At 37.0% G+C, this 24,151-nt stretch carries 20 protein-coding genes and 2 pseudogenes; 6 read left to right on the top strand and 16 right to left on the bottom strand.

Annotated features, from left to right (window positions below; genetic code table 11):
• Positions 1-521: 521 nt before the first annotated feature.
• The gene (locus BOQ62_RS18340; protein ID WP_129041780.1) at positions 522-3,290 is read left to right on the top strand and encodes a TonB-dependent receptor plug domain-containing protein; all 2,769 of its coding nucleotides are present in this window, start codon (positions 522-524) and stop codon (positions 3,288-3,290) included.
• A gap of 385 nt (positions 3,291-3,675) precedes the next feature.
• On the opposite strand, the gene BOQ62_RS18335 is transcribed toward BOQ62_RS18340, so the two are convergent.
• From BOQ62_RS18335 to BOQ62_RS18320, 4 genes are all read right to left on the bottom strand, one after another.
• A complete protein-coding gene (locus BOQ62_RS18335) occupies positions 3,676-5,517 on the bottom strand; it encodes a carbon starvation protein A (RefSeq protein ID WP_185146807.1) in 1,842 nt (613 codons plus the stop codon).
• A gap of 193 nt (positions 5,518-5,710) precedes the next feature.
• A complete protein-coding gene (locus tag BOQ62_RS18330; RefSeq protein WP_129041778.1) occupies positions 5,711-6,748 on the bottom strand; it encodes an alpha/beta hydrolase in 1,038 nt (345 codons plus the stop codon).
• 21 nt (positions 6,749-6,769) lie between these two features.
• Entirely contained in the window at positions 6,770-7,153 is a 384-nt protein-coding gene (locus BOQ62_RS18325) for a DUF3037 domain-containing protein (RefSeq protein ID WP_129041776.1), read from the bottom strand.
• The gene (locus tag BOQ62_RS18320; RefSeq protein WP_129041774.1) at positions 7,140-7,913 is read right to left on the bottom strand and encodes a HipA family kinase; all 774 of its coding nucleotides are present in this window, start codon (positions 7,911-7,913) and stop codon (positions 7,140-7,142) included. Before BOQ62_RS18320 ends, BOQ62_RS18325 begins: the two co-directional genes overlap by 14 nt.
• A 135-nt stretch (positions 7,914-8,048) precedes the next feature.
• On the opposite strand from BOQ62_RS18320, the gene BOQ62_RS18315 reads away from it, so the two are divergent.
• Positions 8,049-8,891, top strand: coding sequence for an alpha/beta hydrolase family protein (locus BOQ62_RS18315; protein ID WP_129041772.1), 843 nt, complete (start codon positions 8,049-8,051; stop codon positions 8,889-8,891).
• Positions 8,892-8,940: 49 nt separating this feature from the next.
• Positions 8,941-9,441 (top strand): hypothetical protein, encoded by a 501-nt coding sequence (locus BOQ62_RS18310; RefSeq protein WP_129041770.1) that lies wholly within the window; start codon positions 8,941-8,943, stop codon positions 9,439-9,441.
• Positions 9,442-9,620: 179 nt separating this feature from the next.
• Here BOQ62_RS18310 and BOQ62_RS18305 read toward each other — a convergent pair whose 3' ends face one another.
• The 9 genes and pseudogenes from BOQ62_RS18305 to BOQ62_RS18270 all read right to left on the bottom strand — a co-directional run bounded on the left by BOQ62_RS18305 (position 9,621) and on the right by BOQ62_RS18270 (position 19,104).
• Positions 9,621-10,445, bottom strand: coding sequence for a flavin reductase family protein (locus BOQ62_RS18305; RefSeq protein WP_129041768.1), 825 nt, complete (start codon positions 10,443-10,445; stop codon positions 9,621-9,623).
• A gap of 200 nt (positions 10,446-10,645) precedes the next feature.
• Entirely contained in the window at positions 10,646-11,893 is a 1,248-nt protein-coding gene (gene fahA / locus BOQ62_RS18300) for a fumarylacetoacetase (RefSeq protein WP_129041766.1), read from the bottom strand.
• Positions 11,894-11,946: 53 nt separating this feature from the next.
• Positions 11,947-12,411 carry a hypothetical protein gene (locus BOQ62_RS18295; protein WP_129041765.1) on the bottom strand — a complete coding sequence of 155 codons (465 nt, stop codon included), beginning with the start codon at positions 12,409-12,411 and terminating at the stop codon, positions 11,947-11,949.
• 71 nt (positions 12,412-12,482) lie between these two features.
• Positions 12,483-13,613, bottom strand: a complete 1,131-nt coding sequence (gene hppD / locus BOQ62_RS18290; RefSeq protein WP_129041763.1) for a 4-hydroxyphenylpyruvate dioxygenase — start codon at positions 13,611-13,613, stop codon at positions 12,483-12,485.
• 236 nt (positions 13,614-13,849) lie between these two features.
• A complete protein-coding gene (locus BOQ62_RS23565; protein ID WP_228414318.1) occupies positions 13,850-14,260 on the bottom strand; it encodes a hypothetical protein in 411 nt (136 codons plus the stop codon).
• A gap of 128 nt (positions 14,261-14,388) precedes the next feature.
• Positions 14,389-14,640 carry a hypothetical protein gene (locus tag BOQ62_RS23560; protein ID WP_228414317.1) on the bottom strand — a complete coding sequence of 84 codons (252 nt, stop codon included), beginning with the start codon at positions 14,638-14,640 and terminating at the stop codon, positions 14,389-14,391.
• 138 nt (positions 14,641-14,778) lie between these two features.
• Positions 14,779-16,051 (bottom strand): annotated as a pseudogene (locus BOQ62_RS18280) (acetyl-CoA hydrolase/transferase family protein).
• A 218-nt stretch (positions 16,052-16,269) separates the two neighbouring features.
• Positions 16,270-17,781, bottom strand: coding sequence for a succinate CoA transferase (locus BOQ62_RS18275; protein WP_129041762.1), 1,512 nt, complete (start codon positions 17,779-17,781; stop codon positions 16,270-16,272).
• A 171-nt stretch (positions 17,782-17,952) separates the two neighbouring features.
• Positions 17,953-19,104: a homogentisate 1,2-dioxygenase gene (locus tag BOQ62_RS18270; RefSeq protein WP_129041760.1), complete on the bottom strand. Its 1,152-nt coding sequence runs from the start codon at positions 19,102-19,104 to the stop codon at positions 17,953-17,955.
• A gap of 123 nt (positions 19,105-19,227) precedes the next feature.
• Here BOQ62_RS18270 and BOQ62_RS18265 point away from each other — a divergent pair.
• Together BOQ62_RS18265 and BOQ62_RS18260 are read left to right on the top strand one after the other, a co-directional pair.
• Positions 19,228-21,295: pseudogene (locus BOQ62_RS18265) on the top strand (TonB-dependent receptor plug domain-containing protein).
• Entirely contained in the window at positions 21,292-21,753 is a 462-nt protein-coding gene (locus BOQ62_RS18260) for a thioredoxin family protein (protein WP_129041758.1), read from the top strand. Before BOQ62_RS18265 ends, BOQ62_RS18260 begins: the two are co-directional and overlap by 4 nt.
• A 175-nt stretch (positions 21,754-21,928) precedes the next feature.
• Here BOQ62_RS18260 and BOQ62_RS23540 read toward each other — a convergent pair whose 3' ends face one another.
• Genes BOQ62_RS23540 through BOQ62_RS18250 form a run of 3 tightly spaced genes read right to left on the bottom strand, consistent with a single transcriptional unit; the run spans position 21,929 to position 23,391 of the window.
• On the bottom strand, positions 21,929-22,120 hold the full coding sequence (locus BOQ62_RS23540; RefSeq protein ID WP_262708360.1) for a cupin domain-containing protein: 192 nt from the start codon (positions 22,118-22,120) through the stop codon (positions 21,929-21,931).
• Complete coding sequence (locus tag BOQ62_RS23535) at positions 22,117-22,398, bottom strand: hypothetical protein (protein WP_228414308.1); 282 nt, start codon at positions 22,396-22,398, stop codon at positions 22,117-22,119. The genes BOQ62_RS23540 and BOQ62_RS23535 overlap by 4 nt, the downstream gene beginning before the upstream one ends.
• Positions 22,399-22,401: 3 nt before the next feature.
• On the bottom strand, positions 22,402-23,391 hold the full coding sequence (locus tag BOQ62_RS18250; RefSeq protein WP_129041757.1) for an NADP-dependent oxidoreductase: 990 nt from the start codon (positions 23,389-23,391) through the stop codon (positions 22,402-22,404).
• Positions 23,392-23,482: 91 nt separating this feature from the next.
• Between BOQ62_RS18250 and BOQ62_RS18245 the strand changes: the two genes are divergently transcribed.
• The gene (locus tag BOQ62_RS18245; RefSeq protein ID WP_034697438.1) at positions 23,483-23,860 is read left to right on the top strand and encodes a winged helix-turn-helix transcriptional regulator; all 378 of its coding nucleotides are present in this window, start codon (positions 23,483-23,485) and stop codon (positions 23,858-23,860) included.
• Positions 23,861-24,151: the final 291 nt, after the last annotated feature.

Here is a 24,151-nt window from a genome sequence, read left to right as displayed (position 1 = left end):
AAAATATTTTTCCACATAGAGAGTTTTGTCTAAGCCCTTGATAATTGGTCGCAAACCTTAATTTCTATTATGACCTTACTCTCAAAGAAACAGGGTTCATAATCTTTGCATAGGTCTAAAAACCTTTGGCGCTTAATGATTCACCCTGTTTCTTGTGGATTAATTAATACTATAAAGTTAATTTACGTAATTCAAAAAACTTTATAATACAAACTAAAGGGCGTTTCACTTAGCTAAGATAAATCCTCGCTGAACGAAGTGCCCTTGCGATCGTAAAAATAATAACTACGTAAGAATTTCTTTGCGTGCATAGCGTTTTTCAATATTTATTTTGAAGTTAACCTGCTATAAAACAATGTTTTTTACGAATGTTTCCTTAATTTATCATAACTTTAAATGAGGGATAGAAAGAAACGATAACTGTTTTTTACAAAAAAAAAGTCTATTATTTTTGTAGACTAATAAATAAATTCTACATTTGCACCTTGTAAAAAACATAAATGTTAATCAAATTCTAAAATATGAATAATAAGAAAACTATTCTTTCGGCCTCTGTCCTGTTTTTCCTCGGCGTATTTACTTACGGGCAGGAAAAAGACAGCATAAAAACAAATAAAGCCACCATAAAGACAAATAATGTAGAAGAAGTAGTAGTATTAGGCTCTAGAGCCGGAGCCAGATCTAAAGTAGACAGCCCGGTTCCCGTAGATGTATTCAATATAAAAGAATCTTCAATTATTCTTCCACAGACCAATATCGGACAAATTCTGAATGCTGTTGCTCCTTCATTTACTTCTACAATTCAGACCAATTCAGATGGGACCGACCATTTGGATCCTGCCCAGTTGAGAGGTTTAGGACCAGATCAGGTTTTAGTTTTGGTAAATGGAAAAAGAAGACATACTTCAGCATTAGTAAACGTAAACGGAACACCAGGAAGAGGTACTGTTGGAACGGATTTGAATGCTATTCCATCTTTTGCTTTAAACAGAATTGAAGTATTAAGAGACGGAGCTTCTGCACAATACGGATCTGATGCCATTGCCGGAGTGATCAACCTTGATCTGAAAAGAGATACAGGAAAACTGGCAGGGCAGATAAGCTATGGAGGAAACCTTACGCCAACCGCAAATGATCACACCGGAGATTTTGACGGGCAGAATATTCAGCTGGATTTAAACTATGGGAATAAAATCGGAACCAAAGGAGGTTTCTTTAATATTACCTGGTCGTCACAATTCAGAAACCCAACCTACAGAGCGGGAACAGAAAGCGGTCCTATTTATAATGCCTATAATGCTATTGAACAACGTGCATTGAATGACGGTGTGAATCTTTCTTCTCTCTTTACAAATATCAACAATACACCCAATTCACAGCAGCTTGTGAATTACATCCATCAGTATGCTCAGAATGTAAGCTATTTTTCTCAGGATCTGCAAAATTCTATCCAGGGAGCGAATACCATTTCTGCATTGCAGAATGTTTTGAAATCTGCTAATTTCACCAGAGATCAGCTTAATTACTTTACGGATCAGGAACTGGCTTACAGAGGACAGGAAAGGAAGGATTTTAATATGCAGGTAGGACAGTCGAAACTTAACAATCACCAGCTTTTTGTGAATGCTGAGATTCCTGTAAGTGACAACTGGAAAGTGTATACTTTTGGTGGTTACAGCATAAGACATGGTACTTCAGGAGGATTCTACAGAAGACCAAGCGAAAGCAGAACTTTTACAGGATTATATCCTAACGGTTACCTTCCACAGATCGGAACAGATATTCAGGATATCTCATTAGCTGCCGGAATCAAAGGAAAATGGGAGGGCTGGAATATTGATTTCAGCAATACATACGGACAGAATTCATTTACCTATAACATTCAGAATACAGGAAATACTTCTTTGCGTTTTGCTTCACCAAGAGAATTTAATGCAGGTGGACTAAGATTTTCTCAAAATACCATCAATTTAGATTTCTCAAAAAAATATGATGTATGGGAAGGAATCAATGTGGCGTTTGGAGCAGAGCACCGTTATGAGAATTTTAAAATTACTCAGGGGGAGCAAGCTTCTTTTGCAACCTATGATGTTTCAGGAAACGTATGGAACGGAAATTCTGTAAGACCTACAGATTTCTTCGAAGCAGCACTTCCTGGCGGATCACAGGTATTCAACGGATTTAAACCCGGAAATGCTGTAGATAAAAACAGACAGTCGGTAGCAGCCTATGCAGATGTGGAATTTAACTTTACCAACTGGTTATTGGTAGATGCTGCAGCCAGATATGAAAACTATTCTGATTTCGGGTCTACATTCAATTATAAATTGGCATCACGAATTAAAGTAGCCCCTAATTTCAATGTGAGATTTGCAGGTTCTACGGGATTCAGAGCACCATCTATTCACCAGATTTATTATAATGTAACATCTACATTATTCACCAATAATCAGCTTTTGGAAGTAGGAACCTTTAGCAATGATTCTCAACTTGCAGGATTGCTGGATATGCCAAAACTGAAACAGGAAACATCCAAATCAGCAAGTGTAGGATTTACCTATAGAATTCCTTCGGCTAGTCTTACCTTTACTGCAGACGGTTATTTCACAAGAATTGATAACCGTATTATTCTTACTGACCAGTTCTTAAGAGCAAGTGTTCCTCAGAAAGCACAGGAAGCTTATGATCAGTTGGGAATCAATGCAGCGCAGTTCTTTACCAATGCTATTGATACGGAGACAAAAGGTTTAGATGTGGTGATTTCGCATACAGCCAGATTCTCTGGATTTAAATTGGATAATAATTTCGCTATTAACCTTAATAAAACAAAACAGGTTGGAGATATCCACTCAGCAGGACTTTTACAGTCGCCACAATTGGAAAAAGTATACTTTTCTGAAAAATCAAGAGTCTATCTGGAAGAAGCTGTACCGAGGGTGAAAGCCAGTCTTTCACACACGCTTTCATGGAAAAATGCCACTTTCTATTTGAGAAATACCTATTTCGGAAAAGTAACAGGGGCTGATATTATTGATGTGAACGGAGACGGAATCATTGATTTTAATGAACACCAACAGATAGGAGATAAAATCATTACAGATTTATCTGCCGCTTATCAGTTTACCAAAAATGTAGGATTGACTTTAGGAGTAAACAATTTGTTTGATATCTATCCAACGAAAAACCTTACTGCTTCTACCAATAACGATCAATTCATCTATTCACGTTCTACTTCACAGTTTGGACAGAATGGAAGGTATGTTTTTGCAAGATTGAATTTCAATTTTTAAATAAAACAAGAGATCATATTTATAAACTTTTATATGTTGAACCATTAAGATTTAGTAAGAGTTTAAGAATAATAAGATAAGCTTCGCTTTAAGCTTAAGAACCAGAATGATTCACCTTAACTATACTTTATTTCTTAAATCCCCTTAATGGTTTTAATCTTATATTCTACGTTTAAATAACTCTAATAAAAAACAGTTCAGAAATCCTGAACTGTTTTTTTATGTAATATGAATTAAACTTTTATTTTGAAGCATTAAGATGTAATAAGAGTTTAAGAGTATTAAGATAAGCTTTGTTTTAAGCTTAAGAATTAGAAGGATTTATCTTAACTATACTTTATTTTTTCAATCCTTCTTAATGGTTTTTATTGATGAAGTTTGAATCTTACCTTTCTACCAATTCTTTCACAGGTTCACCATAATGATCAATTTCGGTAGTATTAATCTGAAGCAGCTGATACCACTTTCTGAAGGCTCCGATAAATACAATAAGCATAAGAATCATAGCTGTAGCCGCCAAAACAGCCAGTAAATACTGTCCTTTTGGAATATAAATCGCCGTCACCTGAATATAACCCGCCCAGAATGTAATTATGGCCATAAAAACACCCGGAATAGCTGAGCATAAAGCATATTTTCCTCTTTTCATTCTGATCAGCATTGTTGTACAAACAATAAGTCCGCAGGCTGCGAGCAGCTGATTACTGATCCCGAATAACGGCCAGATGCTGTTTACATTTCCGGTATATACCAGATATCCCCATGCAAAGGTGAAAAGAATACTGCTGATAATAATTCCCGGAATCCAGTTTTTATCATTAAACTTTGGAACAACAGACCCCAGCATTTCCTGTAAGAAGAATCTTCCAACCCTTGTTCCTGCATCAATAGCAGTAAGAATAAATACCGCTTCAAACATAATTGCGAAATTATACCAATATGCCGTCAGCTGATCCATATAAGGGATTTTATTAAATATATGCGCCATTCCCACCGCCAGAGATACTGCACCTCCGGTTCTTCCATACAGATCAATACCTATTTTCTGTGAATAATAATCAATATCTACCCCGTGCAGGGAAGGATGTGCAGCCAGAAAAGAATCATAAGCCTCTTTGGGAGTATTGATCGCAAAATAATCACCCGGCATCAAAGTACATGCAGCAATAAGTGCCATCAGCGCTACAAAACCTTCCACAAGCATCGCTCCATACCCTACAAAAAGAATTTCTCTTTCTTTATTAAGCATTTTCGGAGTGGTTCCTGTAGCAATCACCGCATGGAATCCTGAAATCGCACCACAGGCAATGACAATGAAAATAAAAGGAAGTACCGGACCACCAATAATAGGTCCTCCACCATTTACAAAAGCGGTAATAGCAGGCATCTGAATAGTAGGGTGAATGACAATTACCCCAATAGCCAGCATGATAATAGTTCCGATTTTTAAATAAGTAGAAAGGTAATCTCTTGGAACCAAAAGAAGCCATACCGGTAATACAGAAGCAATAAAACCATAGAGAGGAATCGCAATAGAAATGGTTTTGATATCCCAGGAAAATAAGCCATTCATTGTAGGATTCTGCATCAGGGTGTGTCCCCCGATAATCCCTGCAATCAGAAGAATTCCTCCCAAAATGCTTGCAAACAGCACACTGTTCTTTTTATAACGCATAATCAATCCCATAATGATCGCAATCGGCATGGTGATCACAACAGTAAAAAGAGACCAGGAAGCTTCATGCATGGCATTGATACAGGCTAAAGATAAGCCTGCAAGGGTAAGAATCAAAATGAAAAGGATAGCAAAACCTGCTACTGTTCCTGTTGTTTTCCCGATTTCTTTAGAAGCAATAGTCGCAAGACTCTGCCCTTTATGTCTTACAGAAGCAAAAAGAACAATCATATCATGCACTCCGCCTCCCAGAACACATCCAATCAAGATCCATAATGCGCCGGGAAGATATCCGAACTGAGCTGCAAGAACAGGTCCTACTAATGGTCCGGCAGCCGCAATAGCAGCAAAGTGATGTCCGAAAAGTACATTTTTATTAGTAGCAACATAATCTTTACCATCTGCAAATTCTACAGCAGGGGTCATATTCTGGTCGTTGAGCCGGAGAACCTTATTGGCGATGAAAATACCGTAAAAACGGTACGCTATCGCAAAAATCAGAACAGATACAAAGATAAGAGTAAGCGCATTGATATTGTTTAAAGATTCCATATTGCTTATTTTTGTTGGTAAAAAATTAAAGTATTGGTGTTTTTGTTGTAAATAATTTAAACAATAGCCAAGGTAATTAATTCTCAATGAAAAATATCAATAAGTATATCAATCTAGCAAATTTGTTGAATGTTTTTAATGTATTGTTTTGGTTTTTAGAATATTGAATGGTAAAATGATAAGTATATGTATATTATTTCTTCTGTGAAATAACGAAATCCACCATCTTATCCGTAAGTTGATCCAGATAAGCTTTATCAGTAGTTCCAAAACCGTGAACTCCACCTTCGACAATGATCAGTGAGTTCTGAATTTTAGCTCTGTTTAATTTTCTGTGAAGCTTTTTAGACTGGTTTAAAGGAACAATTTTATCATTATTCCCCTGAACAATTAATGTCGGCACTCCTCCCGAAACAAAATTAACTGGAGACATCGTTTTTAGATAATCAATAGCGCTGTCCTGATCTTTTCTGATATTATAGCCCGAAATTCCTTTGACAAGATTTTCCTGTAAACCAACAATCTTTTTGGACATTAATCCAATCAGCGCTACCGGAATCGTCCCTAATTTTGTATGGAAAAGTTTATTGAGATCTGCCGGACCATAATGATCAATTACATAATTTACTTTAGCGGAATACGAAGAAAGTTCCGGATTACCGAGATAAGTATTATCCGGAGTATATGCTGCCATCAGAGAAAGGTGAGCTCCGGCTGAAGCCCCGAACAAACCAATATTATTGGTGTCAAAATGATATTGCGCTGCATTTTTTCTTACCCATCTTACGGCATCTTTCGTATCTTCCAAAGGGAGCGGAAAATGCGTGCTGTCATTCAATAGTGTATAATTAATACTGATTACGGCATATTGCTTTGCCATCAGCTTAGCAATGGTTGTTTCAACATAATTATCGGAATGAATTACTTTATCACCTTCTATCCATCCGCCACCATGAACATAGATTAATACAGGTAACAACTGACCTGAAGGAACATTTTTAGGAGTAAAAACATCCAGTTTTACAGCATTTCCTTTTCTGTTGGTTTTATAAACAATATCTTCGGAAAGGTTCGCTATTTCAGGAAGTAATATGCTTTTTACAGGAGGCGTTTTAACCTGTACCTGGGAGAAGTTTTGTGAAAAAAATAAATGAGGAGAACTTATTATTAAAACAAAAAACAGGTTTGTGAAAAACCTGTAGATTGATATGTCGTTTGTCGATAAATTCATAATAAATTTTTTAAGGAAGTCTTACTTTACTAACTCCTCAAAAAGCTTACCAAAAGTAGTATTCAGGTCTTTGGATTTTCCCGGATGAGGTCTTGAAGTCTGCACAACAGAGCTTCTCACAGCCGTCAGCCAGCGGAAGCGCTCCGGAACATCCAAAAAGGCAATAGGACCGCCGTCTTTAGCACCATTTGCGATCTTCTGAAAACTTTCCAGGTTGTGAATAACATCATCATAATCAAGTTTGCTGTGCATCAGTTTGAATTTGTCCGGACACAGATAGAACTCCACTCTGATGAATTTTTCTTTTTTAGAAAACATCACGAGCCCGATATTGAAAAATTCTTCTCTTTCAACCTTGGGTACCAGGCGTATTACCGCGTATTCATATATTTTATCCTCTTGCATTTTTCGCTTCGTTTACAAAGATTTGAGAATTTTCTAATCTGGTTTTCATAAACTGAAAATAGATCTCACGGATTTCGTCAGGCGTTTCATCAGCATCATTCCACAGTAACCAGTCTTCAGGAATCATGTTGACAATTTCTCTGAAAAGATTATCATTCAGTATTTCATGGGCAAACCTATCAGCCTCATCAAGCATTTTTGCTTTGGGAAGAAGTACATGGTCTTTCACGTATTTGAAAGGTGTTTTAGCAGCGGTATCAAAATTCTGCCAAGAATGGTGGAAATAGAACGAAGCACCATTATCGATGATCCAAAGTTCTTTATGCCACATCAACATATTGGTATTTTTAAAAGTACGGTCAATATTGGTAATAAATGCATCCAGCCATACAATTTTTGAAGCCAGAAGAGGATCCACACTTACTCCCGGATCATACGTAATAGAACCGGAAAGATAATGCAGACCAAGATTCAACCCTTCAGAATGTTTCAGAAGATCCTGTATTTCCTCATCGGCTTCCGTTCTTCCAAAATCTGCATCAAGGTTGATGAAAACAAGTTCAGGAATTTTAAGTCCCAACGCTTCAGTAATCTTGCCACCCAAAAGTTCGGAGATCAGCATTTTTACTCCATGGCCTGCACCACGGAATTTTAATACATATTTGAAATCATCATCAGCTTCTGCCAGAGCCGGAAGAGATCCTCCTTCTCTCAAAGGCAGAATGTAACGCATCACGGTTACAGTTCTTAAATTCTGCATGAAGCAAAAATAAGGCTATTTTTATAAACTTCGGCTTGGCTTGACATAAAAGAAATAAGGAATAAAGAGTAAAAACCAGTTTTTTTCATAAATTTCCATATCAAATAACATCTCAAATACAAAGAATGCTGAGTTATGAACCTGATTGGTGAAAAGAATATATACTTAGAAAATAAAGAAACAAAAGGTTTTCTTGCGGATGCTTTTTACAACGCTGCTGGACAAAAACTTCCGTTAGTCATCTTTGTTCACGGATATAAAGGCTACAAAGACTGGGGAGCCTGGAATCTGATGGCCGAAAAGTTTGCTGAAGCAGGTTTTTTCTTCGTTAAGTTTAATTTTTCGCATAACGGAACAACAGTTGAGGATCCTCATCATTTTGGAGATCTTGAGGCTTTTGGGAATGATAATTATTCTAAAGAACTTTCAGACCTTGGAGTGGTGATTGATCACTTTAGTAAAGACCCGCATGTAGATGCTGAAAGAATTGTTCTGATAGGGCATAGCAGAGGAGGAGGGATTTCTATTATTAAAACTTTCGAAGATGAAAGAGTCAACGGTTTAATTACCTTAGCAAGTGTGGATACTTTAGATCGTTTTCCAAAAGGAGATGCTTTTGAGAAGTGGAAGAATAATGGAGTGTATTACGCCTTGAATGGACGTACTCAACAACAGATGCCTCACTATTACCAGTTCTATGAGGATTATGAGAAAAATATTCACCGTTTTGATGTGGAAAGAGCAACTGAAATGGCTAAAGCCTATATGTTGATTATCCATGGAACTGAAGACGAAGCAGTAGAAGCAAAACAGGCAGAACATCTTCATCTTCTTCACCCGAATTCAGAGCTTTTTCTGATCGAAAATGCCAATCATACCTTTGGAGCAAAAGAACCATGGACAGACAACAATTTACCAGAAGATTTATATAGTGTAACTGAAAAATGTATTGATTTTATAAAAGAAAAATTGAAATAAAATATTTAAAACAACGTTTATTATAAATTAACCACCATAAAATGTAATTATGAGAAAAATTATTGCAGGCGCATTTGCGCTTTCATTGTGTGTTGTTTCGTGTAAAAAGGAAACAAAAACAGAATCTTCTTTAAGTACAGATACTTTGGCTACAGCAGCGCCTAAGGATTCTGTAGTGACAAAAAACGATTCTGTAGCATCACCTACATCTTCTGCTTCGGAGAATATTATTACCAAAAATGTGGGTAAATATCCTCATGATATTAAATTCTTTGAAGATAAAAGCATTACAGAAAGATTGAAAAAACTAGCCGGGGCCCAATATGATGAGATGGTGAAGAATTTCAATGTAGAAAGTCCTATTTCTTCAGAGAACGAAATCTATAAGCTGACAGGATGTAAACAACATGACTGTCCGGGATATGCTACCAGTATTTTTTACGATGCTAAAAATGATAATCTGAATGTTTCCATTGATAAAAATGGGAAAGTAACAGAATTTGCTGAAAAAGGAAAAATTGCTGTTTCTGAATCATTGAAAGCAAAGTAAGAAAGGGTGCCAAAGGCTGGATGCTGGAAGTTATTATGGTTTTCCATATCTATTGAAATCAAAATAGAACTGTTTTCCAAAAGGTTGTTTCTTTGGACAAAAGTTATTTTAAAAACCTATAAAATTCCAGAGTCTAGCTTCCAGTATACAATAAAAAAGCCTGAAATCTCAGGCTTTTTTTATTGTATTGTGAGTAGTACCCACGCTTCTTCAATTTTGCTTTCCAGAAGCAGTTTTTGGGCATCCAAATGAATGTTTTCATCGGCATGGAAATCACCTGTAGGTAATACCTCTGTATTGGCAAGCATTCCAAGATCATTTCCTGTAAATACTTTGCTGTACTTTATGGAATCCGGCAGCAGATCAAAACCAATTCCTTTTGTTACCAAAGGTTTTGGCACTTCAAAAAGACTGTTCTCATTGCTTCTGGAATACCAGTTGCTGCCTAAACGGGCTACCATATCCAGTTTTTTCTGATCCAGATTTCCAGCTTCATTCAGATATTCTTCTCTGATATGGATTTTCTGCACTTCACAAATTACAAGGTTTCCTGCACCACCCTGATCTCCCAATGGTTTTACTTCTAAAACTTTACATTCAAAGTTAACGGGGCATTCTTCAATCAGTTTAGGCTGCACAAGATCTGCATCTTTCATAGTAAGACCGGATTTGATAAACTCATTGACTCCGGTTTCATATTCTGTAGAAGCTAAAGAGATCTGCTGTACAATCGGAAAATTCACGGTTCCGATGACCACTTCCGGAATTTCAATAACATTTTCCAGCGTATGTTTCGTGGTATTATCCCTCACTCTTCTTGAAGGCGAAAAGATCAGAATCGGAGGAACCGTACTGAACATATTAAAAAAACTGAATGGAGATAAATTATTATTACCGTCTTTATCTACAGTAGAAGCCAATGCTATGGGACGTGGTGAAACGGCCGTCTGCATGATGGTCTGCAGCTGTACGGAGGTTATCTCGGAGGGGATTACTGTTTTCATGTTTTTACTTTTAACACTTAATTCAACGTAAATATTCAAATGATATTAAAAAGAGGATTCGACCCAGCTCAGCATGACATTTCTAATACTAACTGTTTAGCAGTGTATTTCTAGCGATGTCATCCACCAAACCTTATAGGTTTTCAAAAACCTATAAGGTTTAATAGTAGTATTGTGCAGAGTTAAAATTTAGATAAAAATTAAAGTGTTGGGATAATTTTACCGGAAACTTCCCCGAAACCTACTCTTACACCGTCTTTTTCAGCCCAAGCCTTCATCGTAACAGTATCGTTATCTTCAATGAATTTTCTTTCTTCTCCGTTGCTTAATGATAATGGATTTTGTCCTCTCCATGTTAATTCCAGCATAGATCCGAAAGATTTTGGATCACTTCCGGAAATGGTTCCACTGGCGTATAGATCACCTACTTCTACGTTACATCCGTTTACGGTATGGTGTGCCAGTTGCTGAGTCATGTTCCAGTACATGTGTTTGTAATTGCTTTCACAGATCAGGTTTTGATCTCCGTTTTCAGGCTGGATATATACTTCAAGGTTGATATCGTAGTTTTTATCACCTTCAAATTGTAAATACTCCAGCACTTCAGGATCCTGAGTTGGAGAAGCGGTTCTGAATGGCTCTAAAGCTTCAAGCGTAATCACCCATGGAGAAATAGATGAACCGAAATTCTTTGCAAGGAATGGTCCTAGAGGAACATATTCCCATGCCTGGATATCTCTTGCTGACCAATCATTGAAAACAACCATTCCGAAGATGGCATCTTCTGCATTTTTGGTAGAGATGCTTTCTCCCATCTCTGTATTTTTATTGATGATGAAAGCCATTTCCAGTTCAAAATCAAGTTGCTTAGATGGACCAAAAAGCGGTTTGTCTGCATCCGCAGGTTTCGTCTGACCTTTCGGACGGTTGATATCCGTTCCTGAAATTACGATAGAAGATGCTCTCCCATGGTAACCTACCGGTAAGTGTTTCCAGTTTGGCAATAAAGCGTTTGCCGGATCACGGAACATTTTTCCTACGTTGGTAGCATGTTCAATACTGCTATAGAAATCCGTGTAGTTCGGAATGTGAACAGGCATCATCATCTTTACTTTATCCAGGTCATAGAAAGCTTCTTCGATAGTTTTCTGATCTTTAGACAAAGTAGATCCTTCCTGCAAAAGGGTTTGAATTTTGGTACGAACAGCATTGGTAACAGGTTTACCCAGTTCGATAAATTCGTTAATGGTATAAGCTTCAAAAACATTGTCGTCTAATCCTTCAATATCTTCAAAATAACCCAGATCGTACAATGTAGCAAGATCAATTACCTGATCTCCGATTCTTGTACAGCATCCGATATATTCTTTGTTAAAAACTGCGACTCCAAAAGGAATATTGTGTATAGAAAAATCCGAATTTGAGGAATAGTCTACAAATGATTTCATAAGTTTAGATTTTAGTTAGGTTACATATCATCCAGAGCATTTCCCCGGAACATTTATTTTGCCTTTTTTGTTGAGTAAGATGCTTCATCTATCCATCTGTCTCTGGTATTGACATCAATGAGGTACAGAATATTATCCTGCTGAGTCAACAATAAAGTTTTGGTAACAGGCATTGGGATTTTTTTATTTTCAAGCAGGTCTGCTCTTAAAGAAATAATATTTTTTTTCCTGATGACATCACCGGTAAAAACATTAGAGCTGCTTTCTCCCGTTGCTTTATCATCAAAAACTTCTACATAAGTGGCATTATTCCCTTTGATAATAATAAAGTCCCTTTCTGTATGATCGGCTTCATCTTTGATGAAAACGAACTTTTTGTTGTCAATATTTACATTTTCAAGATGCTGATTGATGCCTTTTCTTTGTTCAAGTCTGTTAAGGATTTCATTCAGAGAACCATATTGAGCTTTAAGCCCTAATGTTCCCAAAAGTAAAATCCCGATTAAAAATTTTCTCATATACTGTGTTTTATAAAAAAGTTTTGCCAGAATACTGTATCCTGACAAAACTTATATTTTTAAATGTAAACTTAAAGATTACCTCTTCTTTCCTGCTCTCTCTCTAATGCTTCGAATAGAGCTTTGAAATTTCCGGCACCAAAACTCTGTGCACCATGTCTTTCAATGATTTCGAAGAATAGAGTAGGACGGTCTTCTACAGGCTTCGTAAAGATCTGTAGTAAGTATCCTTCTTCATCATGATCAATAAGTATACCTAACTGCTGAAGTTTTTTAAGATCTTCATCGATATGACCTACTCTTTCAGGAACCATATCGTAATAAGCCTCTGGTGGAGCAGAAAGGAACTCTACACCACGCTTCTTCAATTCAGTTACCGTGTGGATAATATCCTTTGTTGCCACAGCGATGTGCTGTACTCCTTCTCCTTCGTAGAAATCAAGATATTCTTCTACCTGAGATTTCTTTTTACCTTCTGCAGGTTCGTTGATAGGGAATTTTGCAAATCCGTTTCCGTTTGACATTACTTTAGACATCAATGCAGAATATTCTGTGTTGATCTGCTTGTCATCAAAAGAAAGGATGTTTACAAATCCCATTACTTTTTCATACCATTCTACTGTTGGGATCATTCTGTTCCAATCAACATTTCCTACACAGTGGTCTACATACAGTAAACCTGCTTCTTCAGGTTTATAGTCACTTTCCCACTTTTCATAACCAGGCATAAATGCTCCGTTATAATTCTTTCTTTCAATAAACATGTGAACGGTTTCTCCATACGTGTAGATTCCGGACATTCTTACCTCACCTTGCTCATCAGTTAACGTTACCGGCTCTAAATAAGGTTTTCCACCTCTTTTAGTTGTTTCTTCGAAAGCTGCATAAGCGTCATCTACCCAAAGTGCCAAAATTTTTACTCCGTCACCATGTTTTTTTACATGCTCGCTGATAGGAGAGTCCGATTTTAATCCGGTAGTTAATACCAATCTGATTTTTCCCTGTTGAAGCACATAAGATGCACGGTCTCTTACTCCTGTTTCAGGACCGGCATAAGCTACAGACTGAAAACCGAAAGCGGTTTTGTAATAATGGGCAGCCTGTTTTGCATTTCCTACATAAAACTCAATATAATCTGTACCGTTGATGGGTAAGAAATTTTCTGCTTGAGCTATTTTCTCGGCAAATGTAAGTGTTGACATATTTTCTCTTTTACTTTTATTTTATTGGTATGCAAATTACAAAATTCTTAGATATGGCGAAAATATTACCATAGATTCATTGAATATATTTAACATAAAGTTAAAGAAGAGTTTACTTAAGTATATTTAAGTTTCTTATGTTTAAAATCGACTACCTACATTTGTTATACAAAAGACAAGTGAAAAAATATTTCGAAACATGAAAGCCGTAGAGATTCTCTACGGCTTTCTTATTTTCAGATAGTTTCAATTCTTTTATTCAGCATTCCTGCATCGGGATTATAGTTATCCCATATTTTCCAGGTGTTATTTATTTTTCGGATAAAATAGATCTGAGTGCTCAATTGATTCACAAAATGTTCTTCTCCGGTTTCTCCTACTTTGAACAGAAGATTCCAGAATTCCTGAGATTCTAATATTTTTTTGTCCGGTTCATCTGTAACAATGTGAATATCAAAGACCTCATAATTGGATCTGTTGTTTTTGGTCACCAAATGAAAATCCCTGTCACACAGCTCTTTACTGAATTGTGAGGCTCTTTCCAGAAAAGGGGAATCATCAAATACCAGATCTTTTAAAAGTTCTGTATTGTGTGTGGGGAATAACTTGTAGAATTCAAAAGCTGAGGCACAGTAATCATACACCATTTTGGTAAGGTATGACTGGTCATCAGTTTCATCATCGTCCTGTTTTTTGTACCTGACGGTAAGAATGTAATCATTAAGGTCTTTATATCCTAAGAAGATGCAGATTTTATCTAATGTTTTTAAAAACCTTAAATCACTGTGGGTTTTATCCTGGTAATCGTTTTCAAAAAACGCTGAAGGGTAACATGGGAAATGGTATTTCCGATTTCAAATTTTTTACCCCCTTTCAGCTCTTCGGCTTCAAAGAGTTCATCTTTGATGATTTCGGAAAGAATAATATAATGGCTTCTCTTCCATTCATTCACATTCCCCAAAACAGAATTCCTTACCTTCGAATGCTTTACAATCTCGTCCCGTATCGAATTATATATAGTTTTCAATTTCCTTGTTTTTGAATGAGTTTTATCAAATATACTGCCAAAATATTAATATTTTCGTATGTTTTTTTGATGTTGATTTCAAAATTTATTTTAAGTTTTCACATTGAAATGAGTTTTAAAACCTTTATGGTTTGATTATCAGTGTTTAAACCTTTCGAAAGCTGCTCTTTCCAACATTTCTCTGTCATCAGGATGAGCAATGCTTATCAGTTCCTGTGCTCTCTGGCGAAGGTTTTTACCATACAGATAGGCAGTTCCATACTCTGTAACGACGTAATGGATATGGCCTCTTGTGGTGACTACACCGGCACCCTGTTTAAGAAAAGGAACAATTCTGGAAATCCCTTTTTTCGTTCTTGCGGTAATGGCGATGATGGGTTTTCCGTCATCACTTAAAGCAGCTCCACGCATAAAATCCATTTGGCCCCCGATTCCACTATATTGCATGGTTCCGATAGAATCTGCACATACCTGTCCTGTAAGGTCTATTTCAATAGCAGAATTGATGGCTACCATTTTTTGTTTCTCATGATGTTGATCGGAAAATTCACTTCACTTACATCTCTGAAGGCAAACACGGTATTGTCATCCACATAATCATAAAGTTTTCTGGTCCCGAAGCAGAAGCTTGTAATGGTTTTATTATCGTTATAACCTTTGTATTTGTTGTTGATCACATCATCCTGAATCAGATCAATAACACCATCACTCAGCATTTCTGTGTGAACTCCCAGATCTTTGTGGTTGGTAAGACATTTCAAAACGGCATCAGGAATGGTTCCTATACCCATCTGAAGAGTAGATCTGTCTTCAATAAGCTCAGCCACATTTTTTCCGACAAGCATTTCTTCCGGGCCTACTTTGGAACCATAATCCACTGTAGGCAGTTCTTCTTCATGCCAAACCAGTTTATGAATTCTGCTGATATGGATCATCCCGTCTCCATGGGTTCTGGGCATTCTCGGATTGACAATGGCAACAATGATTTTCGCAGTATCTACCGCTGCTCTTGCAATGTCTACCGAAGTTCCCAATGTACAGAAACCATGTTTATCCGGAGGAGAAACGGTGACAATGGCTACATCAAGAGGGAGAATGTTTTTTCTGAATAGAATAGGAATTTCACTTAAGAAAACCGGAACAAAATCTCCGCGCTCGGAATTCACAGCATCACGCACAGGAGTGGAAACAAATAACGAATTGATGAAAAAACTGTCTTTGTATTCCGGTTTTGCAATTTCCACATTTCCCTGCTGGGTAATGGAAACCATTTCTACATTTTGTAAACGGCCAGCCTGTCTTGCCAGCTCATCAATGAGATAATTGGGAGTACATGCACTCCCATGAAAAATACGCGGTTTCCACTTTTTATTGTATAAATTGCTTCTTCTGCACTGATATAATTATTCATATTTTGTCTTTTTTTAATAGGTGTTAAGAGTATTTACTGGCTCATAAAATACTTCCATTCTTTCAAAGATAATCTTTATAATTTTATATTCATATAAATATTTTGAGGATATTGAACAGACTTTTGTCATATAAATAAGCCAAAGAATATTAAAAAATAAAAAGGACTAAATGCATTGGCATTCAGTCCTTTTGTCTATTTAAGATTTTATAAAAATCTTAATTGGCCGTTTCTACAGTTATTTGCTGTTTCATACTTCCTGTTTCTGCAAACCTCAGGTGCCAGCTAAATGCTTCTTGTAGCAAATGAGGAGTATGACCTCCCTTTTCACAGGCTCTGTCAAAATAAGATTGTAATTCTTCTCTATAATCAGGATGAACACAGTTGTCTATAATCTTTTGTGCTCTTTCTCTCGGTGCCAGCCCTCTTAAGTCAGCCAATCCAACATCTGTTACCAGAATATCTACATCATGTTCTGTGTGATCGGTATGAGAAACCATTGGAAGAACATGGGAAATATTGTTGCCTTTTGAAGCAGCCTGAGTCACAAAAATACTTAGGTAAGCATTTCTAGCGAAGTCGCCGGAACCTCCGATTCCGTTCATGATTTTGGTTCCTCCGATATGAGTAGAATTTACGTTTCCATAGATATCGAACTCAATAGCTGTATTGATGGCAATTACACCCAGCCTTCTGATTAATCCAGGAGTATTGGAAATATTCTGAGGTCTTAAAACGAACTTGTCTTTATATTTTGAAAGGTTTCCTATCACTCTTTCATAGCATTCCTGAGAAACGGTAATGGAAGATGCGGATGCAAAACTTAGCTTGCCGGAGTCTATCAAATCGAATGTACTATCCTGAAGGACTTCCGAAAACATGGTCAGATCATAAAAATTACTGTCTTTAAATCCAGTCAGAACTGCGTTGGCTACTTTACCAATACCAGCCTGAAGAGGAAGTAAACGGTCTGTAAGTCGTCCCAAAAGAACTTCATTTTCAAAAAAGGCCAGTAGGTGTTTGGCTATAGCTGTTGTTTTTTCGTCTGGTTCTGCAATATCTGCCGGGCTGTCCTTACGGTTGGTAAATACAATAGCCTCAATTTTTTCAGGATCTACAGGAATACTTTTTCTCCCGATTTTGTTCCATGGTGCTACAATGGGAATCACATTTCTGTAAGGATAATCTTCAGCCTGGTAAATATCATGGATTCCGTAGACTTCTTCAGGAACTTCCGTATTGATTTCAATAATCACTTTTTTAGCCAAAGCAGCAAATGTCACTGAATTTCCTACAGACGTGGTAGGAACAATACTTCCGTCTCTTTCAATATAAGCAGCTTCGATAATCGCTACATCAATGCTCTGAAGATTTTTGGTGTGAAGAAGCTCGGCACTTTCACTTAAATGCTGATCGATGAAGAGGATTTCACCGTTGTTGATTTTGTTTCTTAAGATAGGATCTACCTGAAATGGCATCCTTTTCTTGAGAACATTGGCTTCTGCCAGTTTTCCGTCGGTACCGTGTCCCAATGAAGCTCCGGTCATTAGAGTGACTTTCAGGTCTTCTGTTTTTCCTCTTTCTGCAAGTGCGGGCAAAATGGCTTTACTGTCACCTGCTTTTGTAAAGCCGCTGGACCCGATGGTCATCCCGTCTTTAATGATTTTTACTGCATTTTCAGCTGTAGTAACTTTTTCGTGTAGACTTTCTAATCTGATTCTTTCTAACATGTAATATTGATTTTGTTTTAAACCACCATTACTTAGGATGCGTTATGAAAAATAATGATGGTAAATATGGTAACCATACCTCACAAATTTACGAAAAAAGACGCTTTAAATAAAGGATTTAAAGCGTCTTTTGTATGTATTCAGTAGTACTTTTTTTATAATTTTACTGTTTTATTCCAGCCATGAAGTTTTATAAGAAGGATCTTCTACTTTTAAAGCTTCTTCTGTAATTTTTAACGGACGGAAAGGGTCAACCATTACAGCATATTCTTCCGTGAATTTTTTACCGATACTTCTTTCCATAGCACCAGGGTGAGGTCCGTGTACAATTCCTCCCGGGTGAAGGGTAAAGTCCATTAAATCAATGTGGTTACGGCTCATGAAATCACCTTCTGTGTAGAACAGTACCTCATCAGAATCAATATTGGAGTGGTTGTAAGGAGCCGGAATAGCCTGTGGATGGTAATCATACATTCTTGCGCAGAATGAACATACCACGAAATTATGTCCTTCAAAATTCTGGTGAACCGGTGGCGGTTGGTGGATTCTTCCGGTAATCGGTTCGAAGTTTTTAATATTGAATTTATAAGGATAGAAATATCCGTCCCAGCCTACCACATCAAATGGGTGAGTAGCGTAGATGAAGTCGGTAATCTGGTTTTCTTTTTTTACTTTAATCAGGAATTCTCCTTTTTCATCAATGGGTTCTCTGTAAGTAGGAGCAATCATATCTCTTTCGCAGAATGGAGAATGTTCCAATAGTTGCCCGAATTCGTTTCTGTATCTTTTCGGAGTATAAATAGGAGAGTGGCTTTCTAATACAAAAAAGACTGTATCGTAAGACTTCAGTTCTACCTGATAAATGGTTCCTCTCGGAATAATCAGATAATCTCCGGTTACGAATTCAAGATCTCCTACAAATGTTTTCAAAATTCCGGTTCCGTTATGAACATACAAAAGCTCATCACATTCTGCATTTTTGTAGAAATAATCCATCGATTTTCTTGGCTTTGCCAATCCCATTTTCAGGTCGTTGTTCATCAAAAGGATCTTTCGGCTGTCCATGAAATCGTCTTCAGGAGTGACGTTCATTCCCTTAAACATTCTTGGAGCCACATTCTTTTCCACAGCAATTTTAGGAGTGACATCTTTCGGTTCACCGATAGATTTTATCTGTGTAGGGCGGTGGATATGATATAACAGAGAAGAAATACCATGGAAGCCTTCTGTACCGAAAAGCTGCTCATAATAAAATTTATCTTCCGGAGACTTAAAGATCGTATGCCTTTTTGGTGGGATATTTCCCAATTGATGATATCTCATTTTACTTTCATATGGAGTTTCTCAAATTTAATCATTTTTCATGAATTGGCTCAACCTATATTTCCAGCATTAAGTTTTGTATTTGAAAAATAATTGTTAGATTTGTCTAACAATTTTAATTTCATGAAGCGAATATTATTTTCTATTACTTTTTTATCAACCTATTGTTTTGCGCAGGAGACCGATAGTTTGAATTTACAACAGACTAAAAATCTGGATTCTGCGAGAGTTACGAAGAAGGAAATCAAGACAAGTAACATTGAAGATGTAGTGGTTACCGGTACGATAAAACCGATGAGCAGGTCTAAAAGTCCTGTAGCAGTAGAGATCTACAGTCAGAAATTTTTCAGAAAATCCTACTCCCAGCATTTTTGAAGCTATTGCAATGGTAAATGGAGTAAAACCTCAGCTGAATTGTTCCGTATGTAACACCGGAGATATTCATATCAATGGGCTGGAAGGACCTTATACCATGATTCTGATTGACGGAATGCCGATTGTAAGTTCACTTTCCACAGTATACGGATTGAGTGGGATTCCAAATAGTCTGGTAGACAGAATAGAGGTTGTAAAAGGGCCTGCTTCTTCCATTTACGGTTCTGAAGCCATGGGAGGAGTTATTAATATTATCACCAAAAATGCACTGACGGCTCCTAAATTAAGTGTTGATCTGATGACAACGAGCTGGTTTGAAAATAATCTGGATCTTTCCACTAAATTTAATGTAGGAAAGAATGCTGCTTCATTATTAAGCTTGAATTATTTCAGTTTTCAGGAAAGAATAGATCAGAATAAAGATAATTTCACGGATACCACTTTACAAAGCAGAATTTCCGTATTCAACAAGTGGAACTTTAAGAGAAAAGAAAACAGACAGGCAAGTTTTGCTTTGAGGTATCTGTATGAAGACCGTTTTGGGGGAGAAATGCAATGGAATAAATCTTTCCGTGGCAGTGATGAAGTATACGGAGAAAGTATTTATACCAACAGAGCAGAGGTTTTCGGATTGTATGAATGGCCGATGAAAGAACATATCGTGACTCAGTTTTCTTATAATTATCATGACCAGAATTCGTTTTATGGTTCTAACCCGTTCAATGCGACACAAAAAGTGGCTTTCATACAGACGTACTGGGACAGAAGTTTTGGAAAACATGATATCACGGCCGGACTTACTTTCAAAAGAACTTTTTACGATGACAATACCCCGGGAACACTTGATGCAGATGGGATAACCAATGCGCCGATGAAATCTCCGATCTGGGGAGCTTTTATTCAGGATCAGTGGGAAATCAATGATAAAAACACCTTGTTGCTTGGGTACAGATATGATTATGACAAGGTACATCATTCCGTACACTCACCGAGGTTTGCATGGAAATTTAATCCCAATCCGTATCACACTTTACGCTTCAACTTTGGAACAGGGTTCAGAGTGGTTAATTTATTTACGGAAGATCATGCTGCATTAACAGGATCAAGAGAAGTTGTGGTAAAATCAGACCTGAAGCCGGAAAGATCTATCAACGGAAACCTGAATTATATCTGGAAAATTCCGGTAGGCAGCCGAATGGTGAATCTTGATGCATCTGCTTTCTATACTTATTTCAGTAATAAAATTGTAGGGGATTTTGATTCCGATCCTAATAAAATTATTTATGATAATCTTCACGGATACGGAATTTCAAGAGGTGCTTCCCTGAATGTGGATTTCAGTTTTCAGTTTCCTTTGAGTGTTAATCTTGGTGTTACTTATCTGGATGTCTATCAGAAATTTGATAATGAAAATCAAAAAACACAACAGCTGCATGCTCCAAAATGGAGTGGTACTTATAACCTGACGTATAAGTTTGCAAATAACCTGACCATCGATTTTACAGGACAGTTCTACGGACCTATGCGACTGCCTGTTCTTGTGAACGATTTCCGCCCTGAATATTCTCCTTTTTATTCTCTCGCCAATATTCAGGTGTCCAAGAGTTTCAAATCCGGCTTTGAAGTGTATTGCGGGATGAAAAACCTATTCAACTTCAGACCTAAAGATCCTTTGATGAGACCATTTGACCCGTTTGATAAGCATGTTGATGATCCTATCAACAATCCTAATCATTATACTTTTGATACGGCATACGGTTATGCGCCAATGCAGGGGATCAGAGGTTTCTTAGGAGTAAAATATACTTTAAAATGAAAAAAATAGCTTTATTTTTAATGTTAGTGCCCTGTTTTTATCTGTCTCAGATGAAGACAGGCACTTTTTCTGATCTTGAGGTTCGGCAGAAAGAAAATCCGAAGCCGGTTGTTATTCACCTTTATACAGATTGGTGTGCGGTCTGTAAGATTGAGTCTTATCGTATGAGTAAAGATAAAGAGCTGGTTGATATGATTAATGATCATTTTTATTTTGTCAATTTCGAGGCGGAGAAGACGAAGGAAAAAATTCATTTCCAGAATCAGGAATTTGAATATCTGCAGAACGGAAATTCCGGAATTCATGAGTTGGCGCTGGCTTTATCGAAGAATAAAAATCAGCCTGTTTATCCTTTGTGGGTATTTCTGGATAAGCATCAGAATCTGGTGTATTATCAGGAAGGGCAGATGACGCCTGAAAAAATGAAGCAGAAACTGTTGGAGATTTCTGCTTTGTGAGTTGAGAAGTTTAAATTTAGACGGCTATATACAATTTCACATTAATCCTGCTATCTTATTATTATGACGCTGTCATTCTGAATGTAACGCAGTGAAATGAAGAATCTAAGCTTTACATGAGATTCTTCCTTCGTCAGAATGACAATGGTGTAAAATCCTATATAGCCGTGTAAATTTAAATTTTTGCATCGATCAAAACAGCCAGCTGAATGCAAGGTTCATCAGAACGGTTGCTCCATGCATGATTAGTTCCTCTTTGAATAACGATGTCTCCTGGTTTCAGAAGCGTTTCACCTTCTTCCATGATGAGGTAAAGTTCACCGGAAAGGATGATGATATAATCCAGGGTCGGAGTTTGATGCATCATTGGATGAGGTTCATTTTTTTCCATTCTACACCTAAATCTTTATCCGGGGGAACTACTACATATCGAAAATAAGTACCATTTTTAGGCGTTTGCGGAAATCCTGTGTTGGGAATTTTGGTTTCAAAGTTCAGGCTGGCTGGCATGGTCTGAGTATTCCACACATCTGAAATAATGAGTCCCGGGAAATGTTCCACAGCGTTTTCTACCTGTTGGTCTTCAATGATAATAGATTTTCCGTCTTTTATTCCTGTTACGATTCGTCTTGGTATTTTATTCATAGATTAATGTTTCATGATCAGTTTGTGACCTTGGGTCTGATTATTTTTTAAAATAGAATGTGCCTGTAGAACGGTGCCCAAAGAAAGACCCCCTATGACTTTATATTGTGGAGGGAGGATTGTTACGTCTTCAATGAGTTTCTTTATTTCAAGCAAGCTATTTTTATAGTATTCATATTTTTTTACCATTCCATACGTGTAATTGGAGATATTCATAATCAATGTCCCTTTATTGAAGAGGGTTCCGTGAGCATCTTTCGTAACTAAAGCCGTTACATCCACATACGTTCCGTTAATTTTTAATACTTCTGCCGTTACTTCTGACATGGAGTTTCCAACCAGATCAATTCCATATTCGAAAGGCTGGCTATTATTGGCTTTTACAATATTCCCAATAAGATTTTCGTCTTTATAATTGATAATCTGATGATCTTTTAAACCTAATTTGAGAAGAATCTGTTTGTTTTCTTCATTTCCAACAGTTGCTGTGATTTTTTGGATACCATGGGAGAGTAAAAGTTTAATCAGGAAAGAACCCACACCTCTGGTTGCTCCTGTTACCAAAAGTGTGTTTTCGGGATTTAATTTTAAACGGTTAAAGATCTGTAAAGAAGTCATTCCTGCTGATGGAATAGCCGCCGCCTGTTCAAAAGAAATATTTTTTGGTTTAAAAGAGACAATAGCTTCAGGAACTGCAATATATTCAGCGTAAGTGCCGTTGCTTCCCATAGAGCCGCTTCCGCAGTACACTTCATCTCCAATATTGAATTCTGTAACTTCGGAACCTTTATCCACTACAATTCCGGATAATTCTCTTCCTAATATCGGGGAACTGATCAGTTTCCGTTCCAATTCATTTTCCAGCATCTGATAATCGATGGGATTGAAACCGCTTGCTTTAATCTGGATTAAAACTTCATTGTTTTTGGGTTGAGGCTGCTTGGCAATTCCGTCTTCCAGTTTTCCGTTTCTATTTAAAATAATTGCTTTCATACATTTAATTTGATACACAAATGTAAAGAGGGAATAGTTTATATTTGCTACTAGTTAACCAATGGTAACTAGTTACCTTCATGAAACTATTATGGCAAAAATCATTGAAAACGGTATCGAAAGAGAAGCCAGCTGTACGGAAGAATTGTTCGCAATGCGCGACAGTCTGGATGTTTTGGGAGGAAAATGGAAACTGATGATTTTACGGTATCTGACGAACAGACCGGATCAGATGATTCATTTTAAAAAGCTGGAACGCAGTATTGAAGGAATCTCTGCGAAAATGCTGAGCAAAGAATTAAAAGAACTGGAAACCAATCTTCTGATCACCAGAACCATCCAGGATACAAAACCGATCACAGTGACCTATGCAGTGACGGAATATGGAAAATCAGTATTTCCTGTAACAGAAACATTAGTCAATTGGGGAATAATCCATCGGGAAAAAATTAAAGAATCAATGGGATAGTTATGAGATATTGGAAAACGCAAAAACGCAAGAATTTTCCTTTAAATATGCCTTAAGGCACAAGGATTTTATCTTTGATAAAATTTAATTCTGTTGAATTTTAACTGAAACAAACTTGCTGAAAATCTTCCATTGAGCGAAGTCGAAATGTTCCTGCGCCTTAAAGCAGTATGTTATTAAATTTCTTTGCGCCCTTTAGTTTGTATTATAAAGTTTTTTGAATTACGTAAATTAACTTTATAGTATTAATTAATCCACAAGAAACAGGGTGAATCATTAAGCGCCAAAGGT

Origin of the sequence: Chryseobacterium sp. CH21, assembly GCF_004119445.1 — a bacterium.
GTDB lineage: Bacteria > Bacteroidota > Bacteroidia > Flavobacteriales > Weeksellaceae > Chryseobacterium.
Note: the sequence above shows the minus strand (reverse complement) of the source record. Positions and strands in the feature narration are given on the sequence as shown.